Consider the following 18393-nt stretch of genomic DNA (forward strand, 5'->3'; position numbering starts at 1 on the left):
CCAGGCCTGGAACACGCCTTTGAGCGAGGAGGCACAAGGCTCACCTGGCGTCACTCCAGTGAGCTGATGTCCCGCATTACTCGTTTCAAGTGACCCTCCACGTAGAACGCGGCGGCGTGTTCATCGCCGGTCACGATCGCTTCATAGATCAGCCGATGCTCGGCGGCATACAACTGGATACGTTCGGCGTCGTAGATGCCGTCATCGCGCAGGCGGTTCCAGAGTGGTTGTGCCATTGCCCGTTCGATCTCGTCGGCCATCTTGGCGATCAACGCATCGCCAGTCATCAGCGCAAGGCGGTGGTGGAACTTGCGATCACACTCGCTCCAGAGCGCCTGTTGGCGCGCATCGGTGATGTCCTTCACGCCTGCCATTTGAGCCAGGTGGCGTTCTGCCAGAGGGTCGCGTGTGGCTTTGCGTGCCGCCAGGCGAGCAATCGCCGGCTCCAGCAAGAGCCTGACCTCGAGGGCGCTAATGGGGCTGTAGTCGGCCTCCAATACTGGCGGGGGTAACGGGGGTTGCTCGTCGCCCCGATCGATCACGTAGGTCCCCGAGCCCTGTCGGGTCATGACTCTACCTTCATTCTGAAGGGCGCCGATGGCCTCGCGTACCGCGGGCCGGCTTACCTTCAGTCGATGGGCCAGGTCCCGTTCGGAAGGCAGTCGTGAGCCCGCCGCATAGGTGCCGTTGGCGATACCTTGGCGGATCTGATCGGCTACCTGTTCGTAGATCTGCTTTGGGCGAAATGCAGCTTGTGTGAGGTTTTGGTCTGTCGACATGACCACTGACCTTTGGAAGAGAACAGGCGGGCAGTATACGTCTGGCCTGGATCTGAGGTAACCACTCGCAGTGCTGGTATGGAAAATTGGTCTTTTTTTTAACCGGGTCTTACATTTTTCCGAAAAATCCCATTGTAACCGTGCTTTCTGTGGGCATAGGATCGCTCCTGACTGGGCTATTTTAAGACCAGTTTTTCAAGGTGTCGCCAATTTCTCCAGTCTTTAGTTGGTTGGAGCGTGGCGAGGTGGTCAGTTTCATAACCAAATTTGCCTTGTCCAATGACATCTCAATGCAGAGCCATCCTCTGCGTCACGCCAATGCCCGTGGGAGTCAGACTCGTGAGCGATTCTTCCATCCATCTGCAACCCGTTAGGGTTTGCGATCAAGCCCAAACAGCCGCATTGCTGGATTTCACTGAACTGATCGACGCCATCGCCCGTGCGGCCAAGGAGCTGGACGAGGGAACGCTGCTGAGTCCAGAGCGCATGGTGGTGCCACTCGGCGAGGGCGGTGCATTGCTCAGCATGCCAGCCACTGCCCAGGACATCGCTATCCATAAGCTGGTCAATGTGCAGCCGGGCAACGCTAAGCGCAATCTGCCGACCATCAACGGTACCGTTACAGTCTGCGACGCTGTCACCGGCAAGATCATCTGCCTGCTGGACGGCCCGGAAGTCACCGGACGTCGCACCGCCGCCGTGACACTGCTGGCCATGCGTACCTTTCTCGAACATGCGCCGCAGGACATCCTGTTGGTGGGAACCGGCGCTCAAGCGCGTTACCACGTTCAGGCTATCCATGCACTGTATCCACGCTCGAGGATCTGGGTTCGTGGGCGCGACCTGCCATCCGCTGTCGCGTTCTGCGATTGCAACCGCGCGCTGCACGGCCATCTCGAAGCAGTCGGCGATAGCGCTCCAGATGTCGGCGTTGTCATCACCGTCACCAGCAGTACCGAGCCGGTCTATGACGAGAAGGGCAGGGCCGGCCGTTTGATCATCGGCGTTGGCGCCTTCAAGCCAGAAATGGCGGAGATCGGCAAGGCCACCCTGGATAGCAGTGTCATCTACGTCGACGAGCCTGCAGGCGCCAGGCATGAGGCAGGTGATCTGATCCGTGCCGGTGTCGACGGCTTCAAGGTGAAATCGCTCGCCTGTGCACTCGTGCAGGGTGTCGATACGTCTCGACCTACCGTGTTCAAGAGCGTAGGTACCGCCGCCTGGGATTTGGCTGCCGCCCGTGTTGCCCTCGCAGCCCTGGCCAACAACCCCGCGTGATCGCATTTCGAAGGAGACTCATCCATGCAAGTCACCCGCAGCATCAGCACCGTTGAAGTCCACACTGGTGGCGAGCCGTTCCGTATCGTGACCTCCGGCTTGCCGCGCATGCCGGGCAAAACCATCGTCGAGCGCCGCGCCTGGTTGCTGGAACACGCCGATGACATCCGCCAGGCCTTGATGTTCGAGCCTCGCGGTCATGCCGACATGTATGGCGGCTACCTCACCGAGCCGGTTTCGCCGACGGCGGACTTCGGCATCATCTTCCTGCACAACGAGGGATATAGCGATCACTGTGGTCACGGCACCATCGCACTGGCCACGGCAGCGGTGGAGCTGGGCTGGGTCGAGCGTACCGAGCCGGAAACCCGTGTCGGCATCGATGCGCCTTGCGGCTTCATCGAAGCGTTCGTGAAGTGGGATGGCAAGCACGCCAACGGCGTACGCTTCATCAACGTGCCGTCGTTCATCTACAAGCGCGACGTGACCGTCACCACCCCGAGCTACGGCGATGTCACCGGCGACATCGCCTACGGGGGCGCTTTCTACTTCTACACCAGCGGCGCGCCGTATGGCCTGGAGATCCGCGAGTCCTCGGTGGAGGCGTTGAAGCAGTTCGGCGCCGAGGTGAAGCAGGCGGCCAACGCGGCATTTGCCGTGGCGCATCCGGACATCCCGGAAATCAACCACATCTACGGCACCATCATCGATGGCGCACCGCGTTTCGCGCAATCCACCCAGGCCAACTGTTGCGTCTTCGCCGACCGTGAAGTGGACCGCTCGCCGACCGGCTCCGGTACCAGTGGCCGCATCGCGCAGCTCTACCTGCGCGGGCTGCTGGGCAAGGATGACGTGTTGATCAACGAGTCGGTGATCGGTTCGGTGTTCACCGCCAAGGTCATCAGAGAAACCCTCGTCGGTGACATCCCGGCCGTCGTTCCCGAAGTGTCGGGCAACGCTTACATCTGTGGTTTTTGCAATTGGATCATCGACGATCGCGACCCGCAGAAGCAGGGGTTTCTGGTGCGGTAACGAAAAGGGCCACATTGGCCCCGTGGGGCGTCGAGCCGCTGCTTTCATAGGGGCAGTGGGCTTGCAGCGTGGTAATGTCCAACGCGTCAATCAACAAGGAATCGATCATGGATCTAGGCATCAAGGGCCGCTGGGCCATCGTCTGCGCGGCCAGCCAAGGGCTGGGCAAGGGCTGCGCCGAGGCCTTGGGCGGCGAGGGCGTCAATCTGGTGATCAACGCCCGTACCGCCACCACCCTGGAGCAAACCGCCGTCGAACTGCGCAGCCACTTCCCAGGCATCGAGGTACGCACGGTCGCCGGCGATGTGGCCGAGCCTGCGGTGCGCGAGGCCCTGCTCAGCGCCTGCCCGCAGGTCGATATTCTGGTCAACAACGCCGGCGGCCCGCCGCCGGGTGATTTCCGTAACTGGGGCCGGGAAGACTGGCTCAAGGCCCTGGACGCCAACATGCTCACGCCCATCGAGCTGATCAAGGCGGTGGTCGATGGCATGGCCGAGCGCGGTTTTGGTCGGGTGGTGAACATCACCTCGGGCGCGGTGAAAGCGCCAATAGATATCCTCGGTCTGTCCAATGGTGCGCGCAGCGGGCTGACCGGTTTCATCGCTGGACTCGCCCGTCAGCAGCGTCTGGCCGGGCGCAACGTGACCCTGAACAACCTGCTGCCAGGCGCCTTCGACACCGCTCGCCTGCAAAAGACCTTGCAGGCGGCGAGCCAGGCCAGTGGCGACCTGCAGGCGACCACCCAGGCACGCCGCCAGGCGATTCCCGCGGCTCGGTTCGGCGATGCCAAGGAGTTCGGGGCGTACTGCGCCTTCCTGTGCAGTGCCCACGGCGGGTACATCACCGGGCAGAACCTGCTGATCGACGGCGGTGCCTACCCGGGTACTTTCTGACCGTGCCTGGACGAGGCGGCTGGATCACCCCAGCCGCGTCGGAAATGGCCTGAGGATCGAATAGCGGTAGCTGCGTCCCATGGGCCTGCCTCCCTGGCGGCGACTTTGCTGCCTCGCCCCAAACACAGCCTGTCGCCCGCAACCTGCGGGTATTTGACTAAAGAAATACGGGCTTCGGTCGATCCTGTCGGTACAACAGCGATAAGGATTGCAGATGAACATCAAGCAGAAACTGACCTGGGCCTTCGCCATCATTGCCGGGTTGCCCATCGTTCTGGTGGCCACTTTGGTCGTACTCAACCTGCGCAGTGAGGCCCGTGACGATTTCCTCGACAACAGCAGCCGGGAAATTCGTCAGGTCGGCAATGCCATGAACATCTTCTTCCAGGGCATCGACCAGAACGTGAACTACCTGGCCGCCCAGCCGGTCATCGCAGAGACCGGCGATAACCTCAACAAGTACCTTCAGGCCGATCCCAGCAACGTGTTGGGCGAGCAAGACAAGCAGGTCCTTACCTTTCTTACGCGCCTGGCCGAGACCCATCCGGCCTATGCCTACGTCTCCTACGGCGTAGGCGATGGTGGCTATGTCGGTTGGCCAGCGGGGCAGAAGTTCTCCAACTACGACCCTCGCCAGCGCCCCTGGTACCAACTGGCCATGGCCAACCCTGGGAAGACCGTGCGCACCGGCGCCTACTATTGGGCGGCCGACGATGCGGTGCTGGTCAGTACGGTACGCGCTGTCCCCAACCGTCTGGGCACCACCGGCGGGGTGGTCAACATTGACGTGTCTCTCAATGGCCTCACCGAGATCGTCAAGAAGATCAAGCTGGGCGAAAGCGGCTACCTGATGCTGGTGGAAAGCAACGGCAACGTGATGGTCGACCCACGCGATGCCAGCCATAACTTCAAGCAGCTTTCGAGCTTCGGGGATGGCTATGCCGAGTTGGCCAAGGCTGGCAAGGGTCTGGTCGAAGTGGAGCTGAGCGGCGAGCACTACATGGCCAACGTCTATCCTGACGAGCAGTTGGGCTGGACCTTCATCGGCCTGATCCGCCACGACGAAGTGATGCAAAGCGCCACTCGCCTGAGCTGGCTGATCGGCACCATTGCCTTGGTTCTGGCGGCCGTGTTCGCGGCTGTCGGCACTGCGTTTGCCAAACTGATCGTGCGGCCGATCAACGGTGTCACCAGCGGCCTGGAAGACATCGCCCAAGGCGAGGGCGACCTGACCCGCAGCCTGGAAGTCCGCGGTCGTGATGAAACCGCGCAACTGGCCAACTGGTTCAACCAGTTCCTCGGTGCCATCCGCAGCTTGATCCAGCACATCGGTGCGGCCGCCGGGCAGATCCTGCACACCTCCAGCAGCTCGACCCGTGTCTCCAGCGACATGAGCGAAGCGGCCAGCCGCCAGCGCGAGGCCGTCGACATGGTCTCCACCGCCTTCCACGAAATGGTCGCCACCGCCAACGAAGTGGCCCGCTCCTGCAGCCAGGCCGCGCAGTCGGCCGACAGCGGCCAGCAGCAGGCCCGCGAAGGCCAGCAGCAGATCGATGCGGCGGTGCAGAGCGTGGACCGCCTGAGCCAGGAGATCGAGCAGTCGGCCCAGTCGATCCAGCAGCTGGAGCGCGACAGCAATGCCATCCAGTCGATCCTCGGCACCATCCGCTCGATCGCTGAGCAGACCAACCTGCTGGCCCTGAACGCCGCCATCGAGGCCGCCCGCGCGGGCGAGCAAGGCCGTGGGTTCGCCGTGGTCGCCGACGAAGTCCGCGCCTTGGCCAAACGTACCGCCGACTCCACCGCCGAGATCGATGGCCTGCTCGGCAACCTGGCCTCACGCACCGCTGAGGTCGCCGAGCAGATGCACGCCAGCCTGGAGGTCTCGCAGCAGTCGGTCAGCCGCATCGGCATGGCGCGCGACAGTTTCGGCCAGATCCGCGAGTCGGTGGACATCATTCGCGACATGAACACCCAGATCGCCACCGCAGCCGAAGAGCAGCATCAGGTGGCCGAGGACATCAACCGCCACATCAGCCAGATCCACGGCGATGCCCAGTTGGTGGCCGAGCTGGCTCAGGCCGCGCGTCAGGATTCCGAAAGCCTGGCGGGGCTGTCCAATGAACTGGATGGGCTGGTGCGCAGGTTCCGCACCTGACCGGGCGGGTTGGCTCGCCCGGTTGAGAACGGGCGAGCCCTCGGTGGCCCTCAGAGCTGGGTGCGTACCAGAAGGCTGACAAGTTCTGCCTGGCGCTCGGTATTGGTCTTGTGGAACAGCGCCCGCAATTGGGTGCGCACGGTATTGATCGAGATGTTGAGAGCGTTCGCGCAGTGCTCAGGCGCAAGCCCCTGGGCGAGCAACTCGGCAAGCCGTCGCTCTGCAGGGCTCAATTGAAAAAGCTCCGCCAGCAGATGACTCTGCAAGGTGTTGTCCAGATAGGCGATCAGTACCAGCGGCTTTTGAAACTGATGGTTGAAGGGGGCATCGGCGCTCACCGGTACGATCAAGATCTCTTTGTCCGCGCCTGAAAGACGCAGCCGGCTGGCGTGCCGAGCCTCTGCCTTGCCTGAGGCTTTGTGCCTGTGGTGAACCAGGCGGGCATCATCCCGATGGGCATGCAGGCGGCCGGCGCGCTCATAGAGTTCGAAGGCGCTGGTGCGCATCGCGCGTTCGGCAGCCGCATTGCTGTACAGCACTACGGCCAATTCTCAGCCTCCTAGCTTTGAACCTTCGACGCAAAGTGGCGAGCAAGATCACGTCCAGGCGAAACAAGATCCCTTTGTCTATGCCGAGTCCGTGAACAGCTGTCTTGTCGTGGAAAACAATCCTGCGGGGCCCACACGTCGCAGGGTTCGTAATGCCTGCACCTTCACGATCGATGTGACCTACTGCGATATCACCAACGCGGGGAATGATTGCCAACGGCGTCTTTGGAAACGGGTGATTTTGCGTTCGGGGGCGACGGACCTTGTCTTCGCCACCAACAAGGAGATGAAGTATGTCGCTTGTAGAGAACCGTTCTCCGCAGGCGGAACGATGCGCTATGCGTCAGGGCAGGTCAGTGGCGCCTGCAGAGACGTGCGGTGAGGTGTATGTGCTGTTGACGAACTGGCAGCGTGGGGACGGGAAGTTTGGTAAGGCCGCAGCTCATCGACGCAATGCCGATGATCGCGGCCATACCGGGGGAGAAGTGAATTATGTATACAAGAAATAAAAGTTCTGTTTACATTGCTCCACGCCTACGACATCGGTAATCGCCGGTGCGTATTGCGACGGTCTCAAACCATGCAGCACCCACAACGGCTCGCTCTCCTCGAGCGTCACCCACGAATGTCCTTCAATGCTGACAGTGGCTTCAGCGGCCACCTGAGCGACGCATTCGTCTCTGCTCCATTCGCCCTGCACACCCTCCAGAACATGCCCGACCCCTTGGTACTGGCAGGGGCGGTGTCGACTTCAATGCCCCTGAACATGCGCCGTTGCGCAGGCAGGTCGAGGCCATCCGCCTGGACCGCCGCTGGACGCGCGCGCCGATAGCCCTCCAGACAGCCGTTCTGCGCATGTCGTCCCTTATCAGGACTTCACCGGCATTGAAGCCGGGTGCCTATGAAAACCAAGTTGAATGCAACTCCTAGCGGGAGAGGAACACGTATGCCCAAGACATTGTTGGTCAAGAACGCCGAACTTCTGGTGACGATGGATGGTGAGCGCCGGGAGATCAGGCGCGGCGGCCTTTACATCGAAGACAATGTGATCAAGCAGGTCGGCCCCAGCGAAACGCTGCCGCAGACAGCCGACGAGATTCTGGACATGACCGGAAAAGTGGTCATCCCGGGTTTGGTCAACACCCATCACCACATGTACCAAAGCCTCACCCGCGTGGTCCCGGCGGCGCAGGATGGCGAGCTGTTCAACTGGTTGACCAACCTGTATCCGATCTGGGCGCGGCTGACGCCTGAAATGATCTCGGTGTCCACCCAGACCGCGATGGCGGAGTTGATACTGTCTGGCTGCACCACCTCCAGCGATCACCTGTATATCTATCCCAACGGCTGCAAGCTCGACGACAGCATTCATGCTGCCAAGGAAATCGGTATGCGTTTCCATGCGGCGCGCGGCAGCATGAGCGTGGGGCGCAGCCAGGGGGGCTTGCCGCCCGATTCGGTGGTGGAAAAGGAAAGCGACATCCTCAAGGAGTCCCAGCGCCTGATCGAGGACTACCATGACGCCAGCCATGGTTCGATGCTGCGTGTCGTCGTTGCGCCATGCTCGCCCTTCTCGGTGAGCCGCGACCTGATGCGCGAGGCTGCGGTCCTTGCGCGGGAGTACGGTGTCTCGTTGCACACGCATCTGGCCGAAAACGTCAACGACATCGCCTACAGCCGTGAAAAGTTCGGCATGACTCCCGCCGAGTACGCCGAAGACCTGGGCTGGGTCGGCCACGATGTGTGGCACGCCCACTGCGTCCAGCTCGACCAGCACGGCATAGAGCTGTTCGCCCGTACCGGAACGGGGGTGGCCCATTGCCCTTGTTCGAACATGCGCCTGGCCTCGGGCATCGCGCCGATCCGCAAGATGCGTGATCACGGTGTACCGGTGGGGTTGGGGGTGGACGGTTCGGCATCCAACGATGGCGCCAGCATGATTGGCGAGGTCCGTCAGGCGCTGCTGCTGCAGCGTGTCGGTTTCGGCCCCGATGCGATGACCGCTCGCGAGGCATTGGAAATCGCCACCCTGGGCGGAGCCAAGGTGCTCAACCGTGACGACATCGGCGCCCTGGCGCTCGGGATGTCGGCCGACTTCGTCGCCTTCGACCTCGGCCATGTGGCCTACGCCGGCGCCCTGCACGATCCGCTGGCGGCGCTGGTGTTCTGTACCCCAACCCACGTCGACACCAGCGTGATCAATGGCAAGGTGGTGGTCAAAGATGGCCGTATCACCACCGTCGACCTGCCGCGGGTACTAGAGCGCCACAACCAGCTGGCCCGTCAACTGGTCATTGGTGAATGAGGGTGAGCGATCACCTTGGCTGTTGAGCCGCATGTCAAGAAAAGCCCGCATGATGCGGGCTTTTTCATGCCTGTATTCAGCCCCAGAACGCCTGCCCGCCGTCGAGCGGCAGGGTGGCGCCGGTCAGATACCCCGCCTCGTCGCTGACCAGCCACGCCACGGTTCGACCGATATCGTTTTCGCAATCCCCGACCCGGCGCAGCGGGATGCCCTGCAAGAAGGCCTGGGCTTCTTCCGGGTTGGCCTGCATCCAGCCCTTGAGGCCTGGGGACAAGGCGTGGGGCGCGATCACGTTGACGCGGATGCCCTCGGGCCCCCATTCGCACGCGGCGGCGCGGCTCAGGCAGCGGATGGCTTCCTTGGTTGCTGCGTAGGCCCCATAGCCGCAGGCATCCCAGCGCACCGCGGCGGAGGAGGCCAGGTTGACCACCACGCCACCACCGCGCAGGTACGGGTAGCTGGCACGCATCAGGCGCAGGGTGGCCAGGGGGCCTGAGTCCATGCCTTGTGCGAAGGCTTCGTCGCTGACCTCCAGCAACCGGCCCAGAGGCACGATCTGGGCATTGTTGATCAGGATGTCGAGCCCGCCGAAGGCCTCCACCACCTGAGCCACGCAGCGCTCGATGTCCTGCCGCTGGGTGACGTCGCAGACCACTGCCAGCGCCTCGCCACCGCGTGCGCGGATCTGCGCGCAGGTGGCCTCCAGCGGCGCGAGGGAGCGCCCGGCCACCGCCACGCGGGCGCCTTCGGTGCACAGTGCCAGGGCGATACCTTGGCCTACGCCCTGGCCGCCGCCAGTGACCAAAGCTGTCTTGCCGGTAAGGCGGTTCATGCGTTGTTCTCCGTTCACAGAGGGTATTGGCTGGTGGGCAGCACGCCCAACTGGTCGAAATCGATGAAGCGCTGGCAGCTGTCCATCATCACGGCCAGGTTGTGCTGGAACTTCGCTTCATCGCCCGGTGCATTGAAGAACGCCTGCGGATCGTCCATGGCGGCCGGCGGGAAGCACTCCTCGACGATGGCCGCCAGCGCGATGGCACCGGGAGTGAGCACCTGCACCACCAGGTTCTGCACGTACTGGAAGTTGTCCTGGGTATCGATCGCCACCGGTGTATGGTGGTTCTGCCAGACCTCGAGCCAGGCCTCGTGGGTCAGGCGGGGCGGCCGTTGGAGGAAGGCCAGTTGCGAAAAACCGTAGGTGCGCTGGCCGGGGCGTGCGGGGAATCGTGTGTTGCGCATGGGCACCGACTCGCAGACCAGGTACCCGGCGATGCGCGCGCAGGCCGATTGCAGGGCCTCATCGAAGGGGCGGCGGAACTTGGCGACGGCGCTGTCCAGCCAGAAGCTCAGCACGGCCTGGGGCAGGGGGCCGGCCTGCGCCTGGCGCAAGCCGTTGGCAGCGGCCACATCGGCATCGGCCAGGTTCAGTTGCAGGTGCTGGGCGCCGAGCGTCTGGAGGCGGTCGGCGAGGGGGCCGCTCAAGTGGTGGGAGAATGAGTCGAACGTGTCTTGCTCGGGTTGCCAAAGCAGGTAGATGACTTTCTGCACGGAGCTCTCCTTGACACACGGCGTGGTTGTGGGATGACCTCGGCCATGGTCGATCGCCGCCGCTGCATCGGAATCCTCCAAATGGACTATCTCGTGACCCTGAACAGGCCCGCCTACTTGTTGCCGGGCGAACTTTGCCTATGCTGCGTAGCTAAGGAAGCCAACACGTCACGAGGATCGATACCATGTATTACGTGCAACGCGACGCCGCAGGCCAGTTGTTGCGGGTCGAAGCCGCTCCTTACGCCGACTACACGGAAATACTCCCCGGTGACCATGCCGAGATTCAGGCCTGGTTCGCGGACGATATCGTGGAAAACAGCCTTCGCCAGCTCAAACAGAGCGACCTGGACATGATCCGTGTGCTCGAAGACTTGATCGATGTGCTGACCACCAAAGGCGTGATCAGTATCACGGACCTGCCGCCAGACGCTCAGTCCAAGCTGCTCAACCGTTCCTCGGCGCGCAAGGCGCTCGGCAGCCTGAACAACCTGATCGAGGAAGACGAGGGCGGTGGCCTGATCTGACCCCGTGCGGCATGTCAGCGCCAGGGCGCGGGCTCGCCTACCAGCCGCCCTTGTACGCCCTGCACGCCCATCTCGCGCAATACGTTCAATTCCCCTTCGGACTCGACCCGCTCGGCAATCAGCGGCAGGTCGATGCTGTGTGCCGCCTGCTGGATGGCCTCGATGAACAGGCGTTTGTGCTGCTCCTGGTCGATATGGCGAATGTAGCTACCGTCGATCTTCAGGTAGGCAAGCCCCAGGTTCTCCAGGTTGCCGATCATGCTGAAGCGGCCACCGAAGCGCTGCAGCGCCAGGCCAACGCCCAATGCGCGCAGGCGTCGAGTCAAGTGCTCGAGGGAGGCCTGCCGGGGCAGTTGTTCCTCGCCGATTTCCAGGGTCAGGCGCGCTGCCAGTGCGCTGTGGTGGCCGAGCTGTTCGTAGACTTGGCGCATCGCCCCGTCATCGGCCAGGGTGGCGGCCGAGAGGTTCAGTGCCAGGGAACCATCATGGCGCTCCAGGTGCCCGAGGACCTTCTCCAGCACCAACAGGTCCAGCCGCGGCATCCAGCCAAAACGCTCGAGCCACGGCAGGAAGCGGCCCGCCGCCAGCGGCTCGTCCTGGTCATCGTGCAGGCGCGAAATGACCTTGTAATGCAGGATCCGGCCGGGCGCCTGGCAATCGACCACCGGCTGGAAGAATAGCTCGAACCGCCCTTTGTCCAGGGCCCGATCGAGCCGCGAGTGCCAAGCGTTCTGGCTATCGGGAGCTTGTGTCGCGGCGCCGCGTTGCAGGCACACCCAACCCGGTGAGCCCTGGTGTTCGGCGCGTGCCAGGGCTTCGTCGGCCAGCGTGAGCAGGGTGTCGGGCGCATCGCCTGGTATATAGGGAGCAAGGCCTATGCAGGCCACCGGGGTGACATCGCTGGCCTCGGTCTGGTGCAGGCTGTGCAAGGCGCTCTCCAGGGTGTGCGCCAGATGCTTGGCTTCCTCGAAGTCCAGGCCTGGCGCCAGCACGGCGAACTCACCGCCACGGCTGCGCGCGATCAAGTCGTGGGTCTCGGGATGGCGGTCACAGGCGCGGCGCAGCTGTTCGCCCACGGCCTGGATCAACTGGTCGGTGCGTTGCCCACCCAGGCGCGCGTTGAGGCCGGCAAGGTCCTGGATGCGCAGTAGCAGCAGGTAGCCGGCCCGGCCTTCCTCGATGTTGCTGACCTCGGTGTTGAGCTGCATCTCGAAGTAACGCCGGTTGGCCAACCCCGTGAGGCTGTCCTGATAGGACTCGGCGCGCAACTGCTCGCTGCGCTCGGCCTGTTCGTGAAACAGCGCCTTGAGTTTCTCGACCATCTGGTTCATGGCCTGTACCACGCGGCGCAGCTCAGGCGTGCGCGGTAGATCAGGCAGGCTGAGAAACTCTCGGCGAGCGATGGCATGGGATTGCGCGACCATGTAGTCGAGCGGGCGCAATTGGCGGCGCAGCAGCAGGGCGCCCAACACGGCGCTCAAGGCCCCGCACAGCAGCAGCCAGCCCAGGCTGCCCAAGGCGCCTTGCCATAGCTTGGCCAAGGCGAACATCGGGTGGCTGACCACCTCGACCCGAGCCGCCTGCTGCCAGCCGCGGCTGACGATGGCGTCCCCGCCGGCGGCCTGCAACCCAGCCAGGCGGATGAACCAGGCGGGCACGCCATTGCTGTCGGGTTCGGCGTGGCGCTCCACGAGCACGGCGTTGGACGCCACGTCGATGACCTTGATGCTGGCGTAGTACCCGCTGTCGAACAGCGAACTCACCATCAGCTCGACCATGGCCGGGTCGTCGATGTTTGGCGTCAGCGACAGGGCCAGCGCGGTGGCACCGTCCTGGGCATGGGAGCGCAACTGGTTGACGTACTGGCTACGCGAGCTTTCCAGGCTGACCATGAAGCTGCCGGTGAAGGCCACCACCAGGAACAGGCAAATGGCGAACAGCAATTGTTTGAACAGTGACATCTGCGCTCCTTAGTAGACCGGTTCGGCCGGGAAGCCTTCGGCCTGCATCTTTTTCAGCACGTCCTGCCAGCGCGACAGACGCTTGGTATCGCCGACTTTCTTGTTGCCCGAAGCGCCGGTGAGCCACAGGCCTTCGCCGTTGAAGGCGTAGACCGGCAGCAGGTCGGTGCGCTCGCCCGCCGGCTTGATCGCGTCCATCAGGCTGTCGAGTACCAGCGGCTGAGCCTGCGGGGTCGAATAATAGGTCAGGACCATGTGCGCCCGGTTCTGGCGCAGGGCCTTGACGTAGGTGATGCGCAGTTTTTCGCTGGGAATGCCCATGCGCCGCAGGCTGAAGTACTTGGCGATAGCGTAGTCCTCGCAATCGCCCGCGCCTTTGATCAGTGACTGTATCGGGGTGGCCCAGTAATCGACATCGTGCCACAGGTCGATGTCCTCGACATAGCGCAACTGTTGGTTGAAGAAGAGGTTGACCCGCCGCAGGCGCTCCAGCTCGCTGCCTTGTTTCTGGGTGGCAAGCAGATGCTGCCAGGCATCGATGCGCGCCTGGCCTGGGCCCAGAGGGCCATAGAGCGCCTGGGCACGTCGGCTGATCTGCGAGAAGTCCCAATCGGCCTGCAGGCTGCCCAGCAGCAGAAGTGCCAGCAAAACGGCAAGGCCGAGACGCCACACGACGGTTTCGAGCATCCTGGGTATCGCCACTGCTAAGGCCTATTCAGAACCGATCCATAACAACCGTGGTGCTGTCGTCGGGTGAAAGCGCAGGGCAGGTCACTGCCCGGCGACAACGAGCAGTGTAGATGATCGGCGCCCAGGTATGGCAACGCGCCAGCCAGGGTCTGTATCAGGCCATGAAGTCCGATTCGGCGGGCGGCTCCGCCCGGGCATCCTGTTGCACGGTGTTATGGATAGCAATGCCACACACACCGCACAGGCCAACGCTTGCAAGCATGATGTCGCCCAGGATCATGCCGACGATCAAGAGCAGCAGGCTGGCGCGAAAGAGAGTGGTCATGATTGCCTCCATGGCAATAGACGTGGAGAGAGGGCTAGGGTCTGTACCATAACGTCTTTGGAACCCAGGATGCAGCCAGGTTTTTGGCAGACGGCAGGCTTTGCATCGAAATTGGCAGTTTGGACCTGTCCGGGTGGGCATAGTCCTAACGGCCGATGTCCGTCCAACGCCTGCTGCTGACAATTATTTTCCGGTCGGCCGCACAGGAAACAGCCCCGGAAAGGGCAGTCGTGAACGTCAGATGCAGGGGAGGTACACTGCCAGACAGTTCACGCCCACACCGTGCCAATGCCAACAAGAAAACAGCGGTCATTCCATGCACAACCTCAGTCTCGAGTTGTTCAGTGAGCTCGTCGGCAAGCTTTATCAGGGGCCGCGCGAGCATATTCCCTGGGCCAGTTTCCTCAATCACCTCAATGTGCAGATCAACAGCAAGTACGTCACCTTCATGCTGCGTCCGCCCAGCCATCTGGACCCTGGGCTGATGATCAACACCACAGGCTCCACCGCCGAGATCACCCGTTCCTACAACGAGTACTTCTTTGCCCTGGACCCGTTCGTGGATTTGCCCAACCGCCAGGTGTTCACCAACGGCGAGTTCATCACCGACAACAACTGGCTGAATTCGGAGTTCTACAAGAGCTTTCTGGAGCCCTTGGATGTGTTCCACATCCTGGGGGCGGACATCACCACCTGCGATGGCGTCAAATGCCGGATCCGCATCAGCCGCAGCCGGAACGCGCCGGCTTTCAGCGCGGATGAAAAGGCCCTGCTGGCGCAGTTCATTCCGCACCTTGAGCGTTCGGTGGAGATCCATACGCAGCTCAACCGGATCGCCACCGAGCGCAATCTGTATGCCGATGCGGTCGATCAGATGGAGGTGGGGACCATCATTCTCGATGAGTCCGGCAATGTGCTGCAGACCAACGAGGTCGCCAACCGCCTGATCCAGGAGAAAGACGGCCTCAGGCTGGTCAATGACGTCCTGATGGTGGGCAGCAACAGCGAAACCCAGGCGTTTCGCCGCTTGGTCAAGCGCGCCTTGCTTTCCCAGAAAAGCAACGTGCCCTCGGTGGTCGAGGCCTTGCGGGTGAAGCGCCCGTCCGGGCGGGCGGACTTGGGCATCATCGTGCGCACGGTACCGATGCTGGACTGGAGCGAAGGCAAACAGTGCCCGGCCCTGGTGATTTTCATCAGCGACCCCGAGCAGCAATCCAGTGCGCCGAAAGAAATCGTCAGCACACTGTTCAATCTCACCCCGGCCGAGGCCAGCCTTGCCATGCTCCTGGCCAACGGCCTGACCAAGGACGAGGCCTCCAAGGAACTCGGCATCAGCACCAACACGGCCCGTGCCCACCTGCGCTCGATCTTTTCCAAGACCGGGGTGACGCGCCAGACCATGCTGGTGCGGTTGATCCTGCGCAGTGTGGCCACCTTGGGGTGAGGCGGGGCGGCGGATCATGCAGGGCGACGCGGAACTTAAGGAAGTGGGCCCGGTCGATAGCAGCCCTTGCCTGTCGCGCAAGGGCCCAGCCAGCTTGGACGGCTGCAGACCTGCCCACCGCGCGGCAGCCCCCGGTCCTGTCGAGTTCATTCCTGATGCCAAGCACGCCTGTATGGTCGGCTTTATGCCTGTGTCTGACGGTGGTCGTATCGCAGTACGCGATGGCCGGCGGCCGTACCCCTCAAGCCCGAAGCAACAATGCCTCTACCGCGCTGATCGAAACCGCCTCGCAGCAATATGCCGAAGGTCATCTGGACCAGGCCGCGGCGACATTGGAACGCGCGCTGCACATACAGCCGAACAATCCCGCCACCTTGCATTACTTGGGGGTGTTGCGCCTCCAGCAGGGGCAATACCAGCAAGCCGAGACGTTGGCGGCCCGCTCCAACCTGCGTGTCGGCGCCAACCATGCGTTGCACGCTCGCAATCTGCAGCTGATAACGGCTGCCCGCAACGCTCGGCGTTCGGGGGCACTGCCAGCAGCGGTCAAGGCTTCGGGTGTGGCGAAGGACAGGGTCGGGCGTGATGCTGGCGGCCCTGTCACCGCCGAGCAACTTATCCGCTACTGATTCCGATGCTAGGCCTCTCGCGCAAAGCACAGCACCTTGCTCGTCATGCGCTGCAAGGTCTCTCCCCGCTGGTTGGATGTGATGCATTCGACGATCACCATGCCGCGATCGCGCCGGGTCCGCGAAGGGGTGATGCTCACGATCGTGCTCTGCACGCGCAGCCTGTCGCCCGGCCGGGTGGGCTGCGGCCAGGAAACCTCGGCGGTGGCCCCGATTACCCCACGGGCCAGGGGCAGGCTGCTCACCAACAGCTTCATGGTCAACGCACTGGTCTGCCAACCGCTGGCGGCCAGCCCTTCGAAGAACGTGTCCTTGGCGAGGCTGTCGTCAAGGTGGAACGGCTGCGGATCGTACTCACGCGCGAAGCGGATGATCTGCTCGGCATCCAGGCAGTGCTCGCCGCTGGTGAAGGTATCACCTACGCTCAGGTCTTCAAGATAGATCGGGTCGGTCATGGTGGGCTCCTCTGGAGGCATGGGCTGCAGCGGCGTTCTGCGCTGATCAAAATAGAGCATGGTGGCTTTTCAGGTTCAAGTAGGGCAGCCCATGGATGCAGTAATGCATTGTTACGTTTGCGCTGAGCTGCCAAACTGACGCCGGAGAGGACAAGCACGGATGCTGAGCCTGGACATTGGCGCAGGTCCGTCTTTCGCTCTCGGGACAACGGCAGGTCTCACCCTGTCCCGACTGTTCATGGACTACAAGGAGTTACGAATGAGCGTCACCGAAGGAACTCAGGATATTGCGAACTACAGAGCGAAATGGCAGGAGCGATTTGCGTTTTTCGATGCTCACGGCGCGCCAAACGCACCGGCCTACAAGCCTGCATTGAAGCAACTGCCGTTCAAGAAGAAGATCTTGGTCAACGCCAACATCATTGCCTTCTTCTTCGGCCCCATCTACCTCTTTGTTCTTGGACTTTGGAAAAAGAACCTGGCCTTGCTCGGGATCATGGTGGTCGCCTCCCTCCTGATCGACGTGCTGTTTGGCCTGGCCGGCATGGAATCGCCGAAGCAAGTCGATTTTGCGTTCGGTTTGGCGTTCAACCTGCTCTATGCGCTGACCACCAACTACGCCTACTACCTCAAGGAGCGTAAAGGCGAGCAGGGTTGGAACCCGTTCAAAGGTATGCGCTGGTAAGTGCGTGAGGCAGGCTGTTCGCGAGGTGCTTGCGCATCGGCGGCAGCCTCGCCTGCCTCAGGAGTATCGGGATGTTCAATTTCATCCAACGCTTGAAGGCGCGCTTGGGCAATAAGGCTTCTGTGGACGTGGCGACAGAACCTGATCGGGCAACATCGCAAACCGACCATCGAACACCGTCCCAGGTGCAGCGCAACCTGGCGTGGATACCCGTCTTCGAAGCCCCCAAACCCCTGAACCTTCCTCCGCCCGCCTGCCCGCTATTGGGACCTTCGACGGGGCAGCTGGGCAGTCGCTATACGGCCTACATCGCGCAAGTGGAGCACCTGGATGCGCCCGTGGCCAACGACGCATTGCGCGAAGCGGGGCAGGCATTGGCCCAGGATCTGCTCACCAAAGCCATCGACCTTGGCAGCTCCAAAGCCCACGAGTACTCGGAAGAGATCTACTGGCTGGTGCAGAGTGCGGCGCTCGCTGCATTGTTCGCCCATGGTCCGTGCTCCGACGAGTTCGCGACCTATGTGCAGCACGTTCATGCGTTCAAGGACGGTCCGCGGACCACTGCCCAGGTCTGGGCGTTCGATGTGTATGTCGCAGCACATAGCCCTGACGCCAGAAAGACGATCGATCCGTCTTCGTCACGTTTTCGCGATGAGGTGTGTGACTACCCCGAGCCCGAGCGTGCCGATGTCGAGCAATTGCTGCGTTTTCGTGCGCTGTTGTACCCGGGCGGCATCGCCATCAAGACCTATGAGGTTCGCGAAGGTACGTACTGGCCTGACTATCACGCCGTGGTCATGCAGTTCTACGAGCAGGCGGGAAAGGACTGCTGGACCGATGTCCACTACCTCCGACACGAGGGCGACGCCATGCTGAAGAACCCGTCCTGCATTGCCCAGGCTGACCTGGCGCAGCTCAAGAGCCTGTTGACCTATTGTGTGCGGGGAGAGCGCTTCTGTGATGGCCACTGGGGGGAGATGATCGAACAGGGCCACGTACTGGGCCTGTTGGACCGGTTGGCTGTCTTGCATGGCCAGGCATAGCCAGGCCAGAAGCAGCCACCCAGGCCATCAATAGCAGATGGGGCAGTTGCAGGCCCTCCTGGCGAATCCAATAGCCAAACCACATCCCGCCCA

At 62.4% G+C, this 18393-nt stretch carries 18 protein-coding genes and 1 pseudogene; 11 read left to right on the forward strand and 8 right to left on the reverse strand.

The window, feature by feature from the left end:
* Positions 1-50 precede the first annotated feature (50 nt).
* Entirely contained in the window at positions 51-779 is a 729-nt protein-coding gene (locus tag IEC33019_RS05935) for a FadR/GntR family transcriptional regulator (RefSeq protein WP_070093146.1), read from the reverse strand.
* Between the two features lie 339 nt (positions 780-1118).
* Between IEC33019_RS05935 and lhpI the strand changes: the two genes are divergently transcribed.
* The 5 genes and pseudogenes from lhpI (at position 1119) to IEC33019_RS28145 (ending at position 6140) form a co-directional block, all read left to right on the forward strand.
* Positions 1119-2057, forward strand: a complete 939-nt coding sequence (lhpI, locus tag IEC33019_RS05940; protein ID WP_244509777.1) for a bifunctional Delta(1)-pyrroline-2-carboxylate/Delta(1)-piperideine-2-carboxylate reductase — start codon at positions 1119-1121, stop codon at positions 2055-2057.
* A gap of 24 nt (positions 2058-2081) precedes the next feature.
* Positions 2082-3089, forward strand: a complete 1008-nt coding sequence (gene lhpH, locus IEC33019_RS05945) for a trans-3-hydroxy-L-proline dehydratase (RefSeq protein WP_070093144.1) — start codon at positions 2082-2084, stop codon at positions 3087-3089.
* A gap of 107 nt (positions 3090-3196) precedes the next feature.
* Positions 3197-3982 (forward strand): SDR family oxidoreductase, encoded by a 786-nt coding sequence (locus IEC33019_RS05950; protein WP_070093143.1) that lies wholly within the window; start codon positions 3197-3199, stop codon positions 3980-3982.
* A 370-nt stretch (positions 3983-4352) separates the two neighbouring features.
* A pseudogene (locus IEC33019_RS28140) lies at positions 4353-5282 on the forward strand (HAMP domain-containing protein); the annotation flags it as partial.
* A 129-nt stretch (positions 5283-5411) separates the two neighbouring features.
* A complete protein-coding gene (locus IEC33019_RS28145; RefSeq protein WP_416310212.1) occupies positions 5412-6140 on the forward strand; it encodes a methyl-accepting chemotaxis protein in 729 nt (242 codons plus the stop codon).
* 50 nt (positions 6141-6190) lie between these two features.
* Here IEC33019_RS28145 and IEC33019_RS05960 read toward each other — a convergent pair whose 3' ends face one another.
* Positions 6191-6679, reverse strand: coding sequence for a helix-turn-helix transcriptional regulator (locus tag IEC33019_RS05960; protein ID WP_244509776.1), 489 nt, complete (start codon positions 6677-6679; stop codon positions 6191-6193).
* Between the two features lie 955 nt (positions 6680-7634).
* Between IEC33019_RS05960 and IEC33019_RS05970 the strand changes: the two genes are divergently transcribed.
* Positions 7635-8993, forward strand: coding sequence for an 8-oxoguanine deaminase (locus IEC33019_RS05970; protein WP_070093135.1), 1359 nt, complete (start codon positions 7635-7637; stop codon positions 8991-8993).
* 76 nt (positions 8994-9069) lie between these two features.
* Here IEC33019_RS05970 and IEC33019_RS05975 read toward each other — a convergent pair whose 3' ends face one another.
* A complete protein-coding gene (locus tag IEC33019_RS05975; protein WP_070093134.1) occupies positions 9070-9825 on the reverse strand; it encodes an SDR family NAD(P)-dependent oxidoreductase in 756 nt (251 codons plus the stop codon).
* 14 nt (positions 9826-9839) lie between these two features.
* Complete coding sequence (locus IEC33019_RS05980) at positions 9840-10541, reverse strand: EthD domain-containing protein (protein ID WP_070093133.1); 702 nt, start codon at positions 10539-10541, stop codon at positions 9840-9842.
* 185 nt (positions 10542-10726) lie between these two features.
* Between IEC33019_RS05980 and IEC33019_RS05985 the strand changes: the two genes are divergently transcribed.
* Complete coding sequence (locus tag IEC33019_RS05985; RefSeq protein WP_070093132.1) at positions 10727-11068, forward strand: tryptophan synthase subunit beta; 342 nt, start codon at positions 10727-10729, stop codon at positions 11066-11068.
* Positions 11069-11082: 14 nt separating this feature from the next.
* On the opposite strand, the gene lapD is transcribed toward IEC33019_RS05985, so the two are convergent.
* From lapD to IEC33019_RS27510, 3 genes are all read right to left on the reverse strand, one after another.
* Positions 11083-13029: a cyclic di-GMP receptor LapD gene (gene lapD / locus IEC33019_RS05990; protein WP_070093131.1), complete on the reverse strand. Its 1947-nt coding sequence runs from the start codon at positions 13027-13029 to the stop codon at positions 11083-11085.
* Positions 13030-13038: 9 nt separating this feature from the next.
* Positions 13039-13716 carry a cysteine protease LapG gene (gene lapG / locus IEC33019_RS05995; RefSeq protein ID WP_099593170.1) on the reverse strand — a complete coding sequence of 226 codons (678 nt, stop codon included), beginning with the start codon at positions 13714-13716 and terminating at the stop codon, positions 13039-13041.
* A gap of 157 nt (positions 13717-13873) precedes the next feature.
* On the reverse strand, positions 13874-14044 hold the full coding sequence (locus tag IEC33019_RS27510) for a hypothetical protein (protein WP_170831787.1): 171 nt from the start codon (positions 14042-14044) through the stop codon (positions 13874-13876).
* A gap of 316 nt (positions 14045-14360) precedes the next feature.
* Between IEC33019_RS27510 and IEC33019_RS06000 the strand changes: the two genes are divergently transcribed.
* A complete protein-coding gene (locus IEC33019_RS06000) occupies positions 14361-15488 on the forward strand; it encodes a helix-turn-helix transcriptional regulator (RefSeq protein WP_070093129.1) in 1128 nt (375 codons plus the stop codon).
* A gap of 155 nt (positions 15489-15643) precedes the next feature.
* Positions 15644-16117 (forward strand): tetratricopeptide repeat protein, encoded by a 474-nt coding sequence (locus IEC33019_RS06005; RefSeq protein WP_081337472.1) that lies wholly within the window; start codon positions 15644-15646, stop codon positions 16115-16117.
* Positions 16118-16125: 8 nt separating this feature from the next.
* On the opposite strand, the gene IEC33019_RS06010 is transcribed toward IEC33019_RS06005, so the two are convergent.
* Positions 16126-16572 carry a MaoC family dehydratase gene (locus tag IEC33019_RS06010; RefSeq protein WP_099593172.1) on the reverse strand — a complete coding sequence of 149 codons (447 nt, stop codon included), beginning with the start codon at positions 16570-16572 and terminating at the stop codon, positions 16126-16128.
* 259 nt (positions 16573-16831) lie between these two features.
* On the opposite strand from IEC33019_RS06010, the gene IEC33019_RS06015 reads away from it, so the two are divergent.
* Together IEC33019_RS06015 and IEC33019_RS27275 are read left to right on the forward strand one after the other, a co-directional pair.
* A complete protein-coding gene (locus IEC33019_RS06015; RefSeq protein ID WP_070093128.1) occupies positions 16832-17257 on the forward strand; it encodes a DUF2628 domain-containing protein in 426 nt (141 codons plus the stop codon).
* A gap of 71 nt (positions 17258-17328) precedes the next feature.
* The gene (locus IEC33019_RS27275) at positions 17329-18300 is read left to right on the forward strand and encodes a DUF6508 domain-containing protein (protein ID WP_070093127.1); all 972 of its coding nucleotides are present in this window, start codon (positions 17329-17331) and stop codon (positions 18298-18300) included.
* Positions 18301-18393: the final 93 nt, after the last annotated feature.

The sequence above is a fragment of the Pseudomonas putida genome (genome assembly GCF_002741075.1).
GTDB lineage: Bacteria > Pseudomonadota > Gammaproteobacteria > Pseudomonadales > Pseudomonadaceae > Aquipseudomonas > Aquipseudomonas putida_T.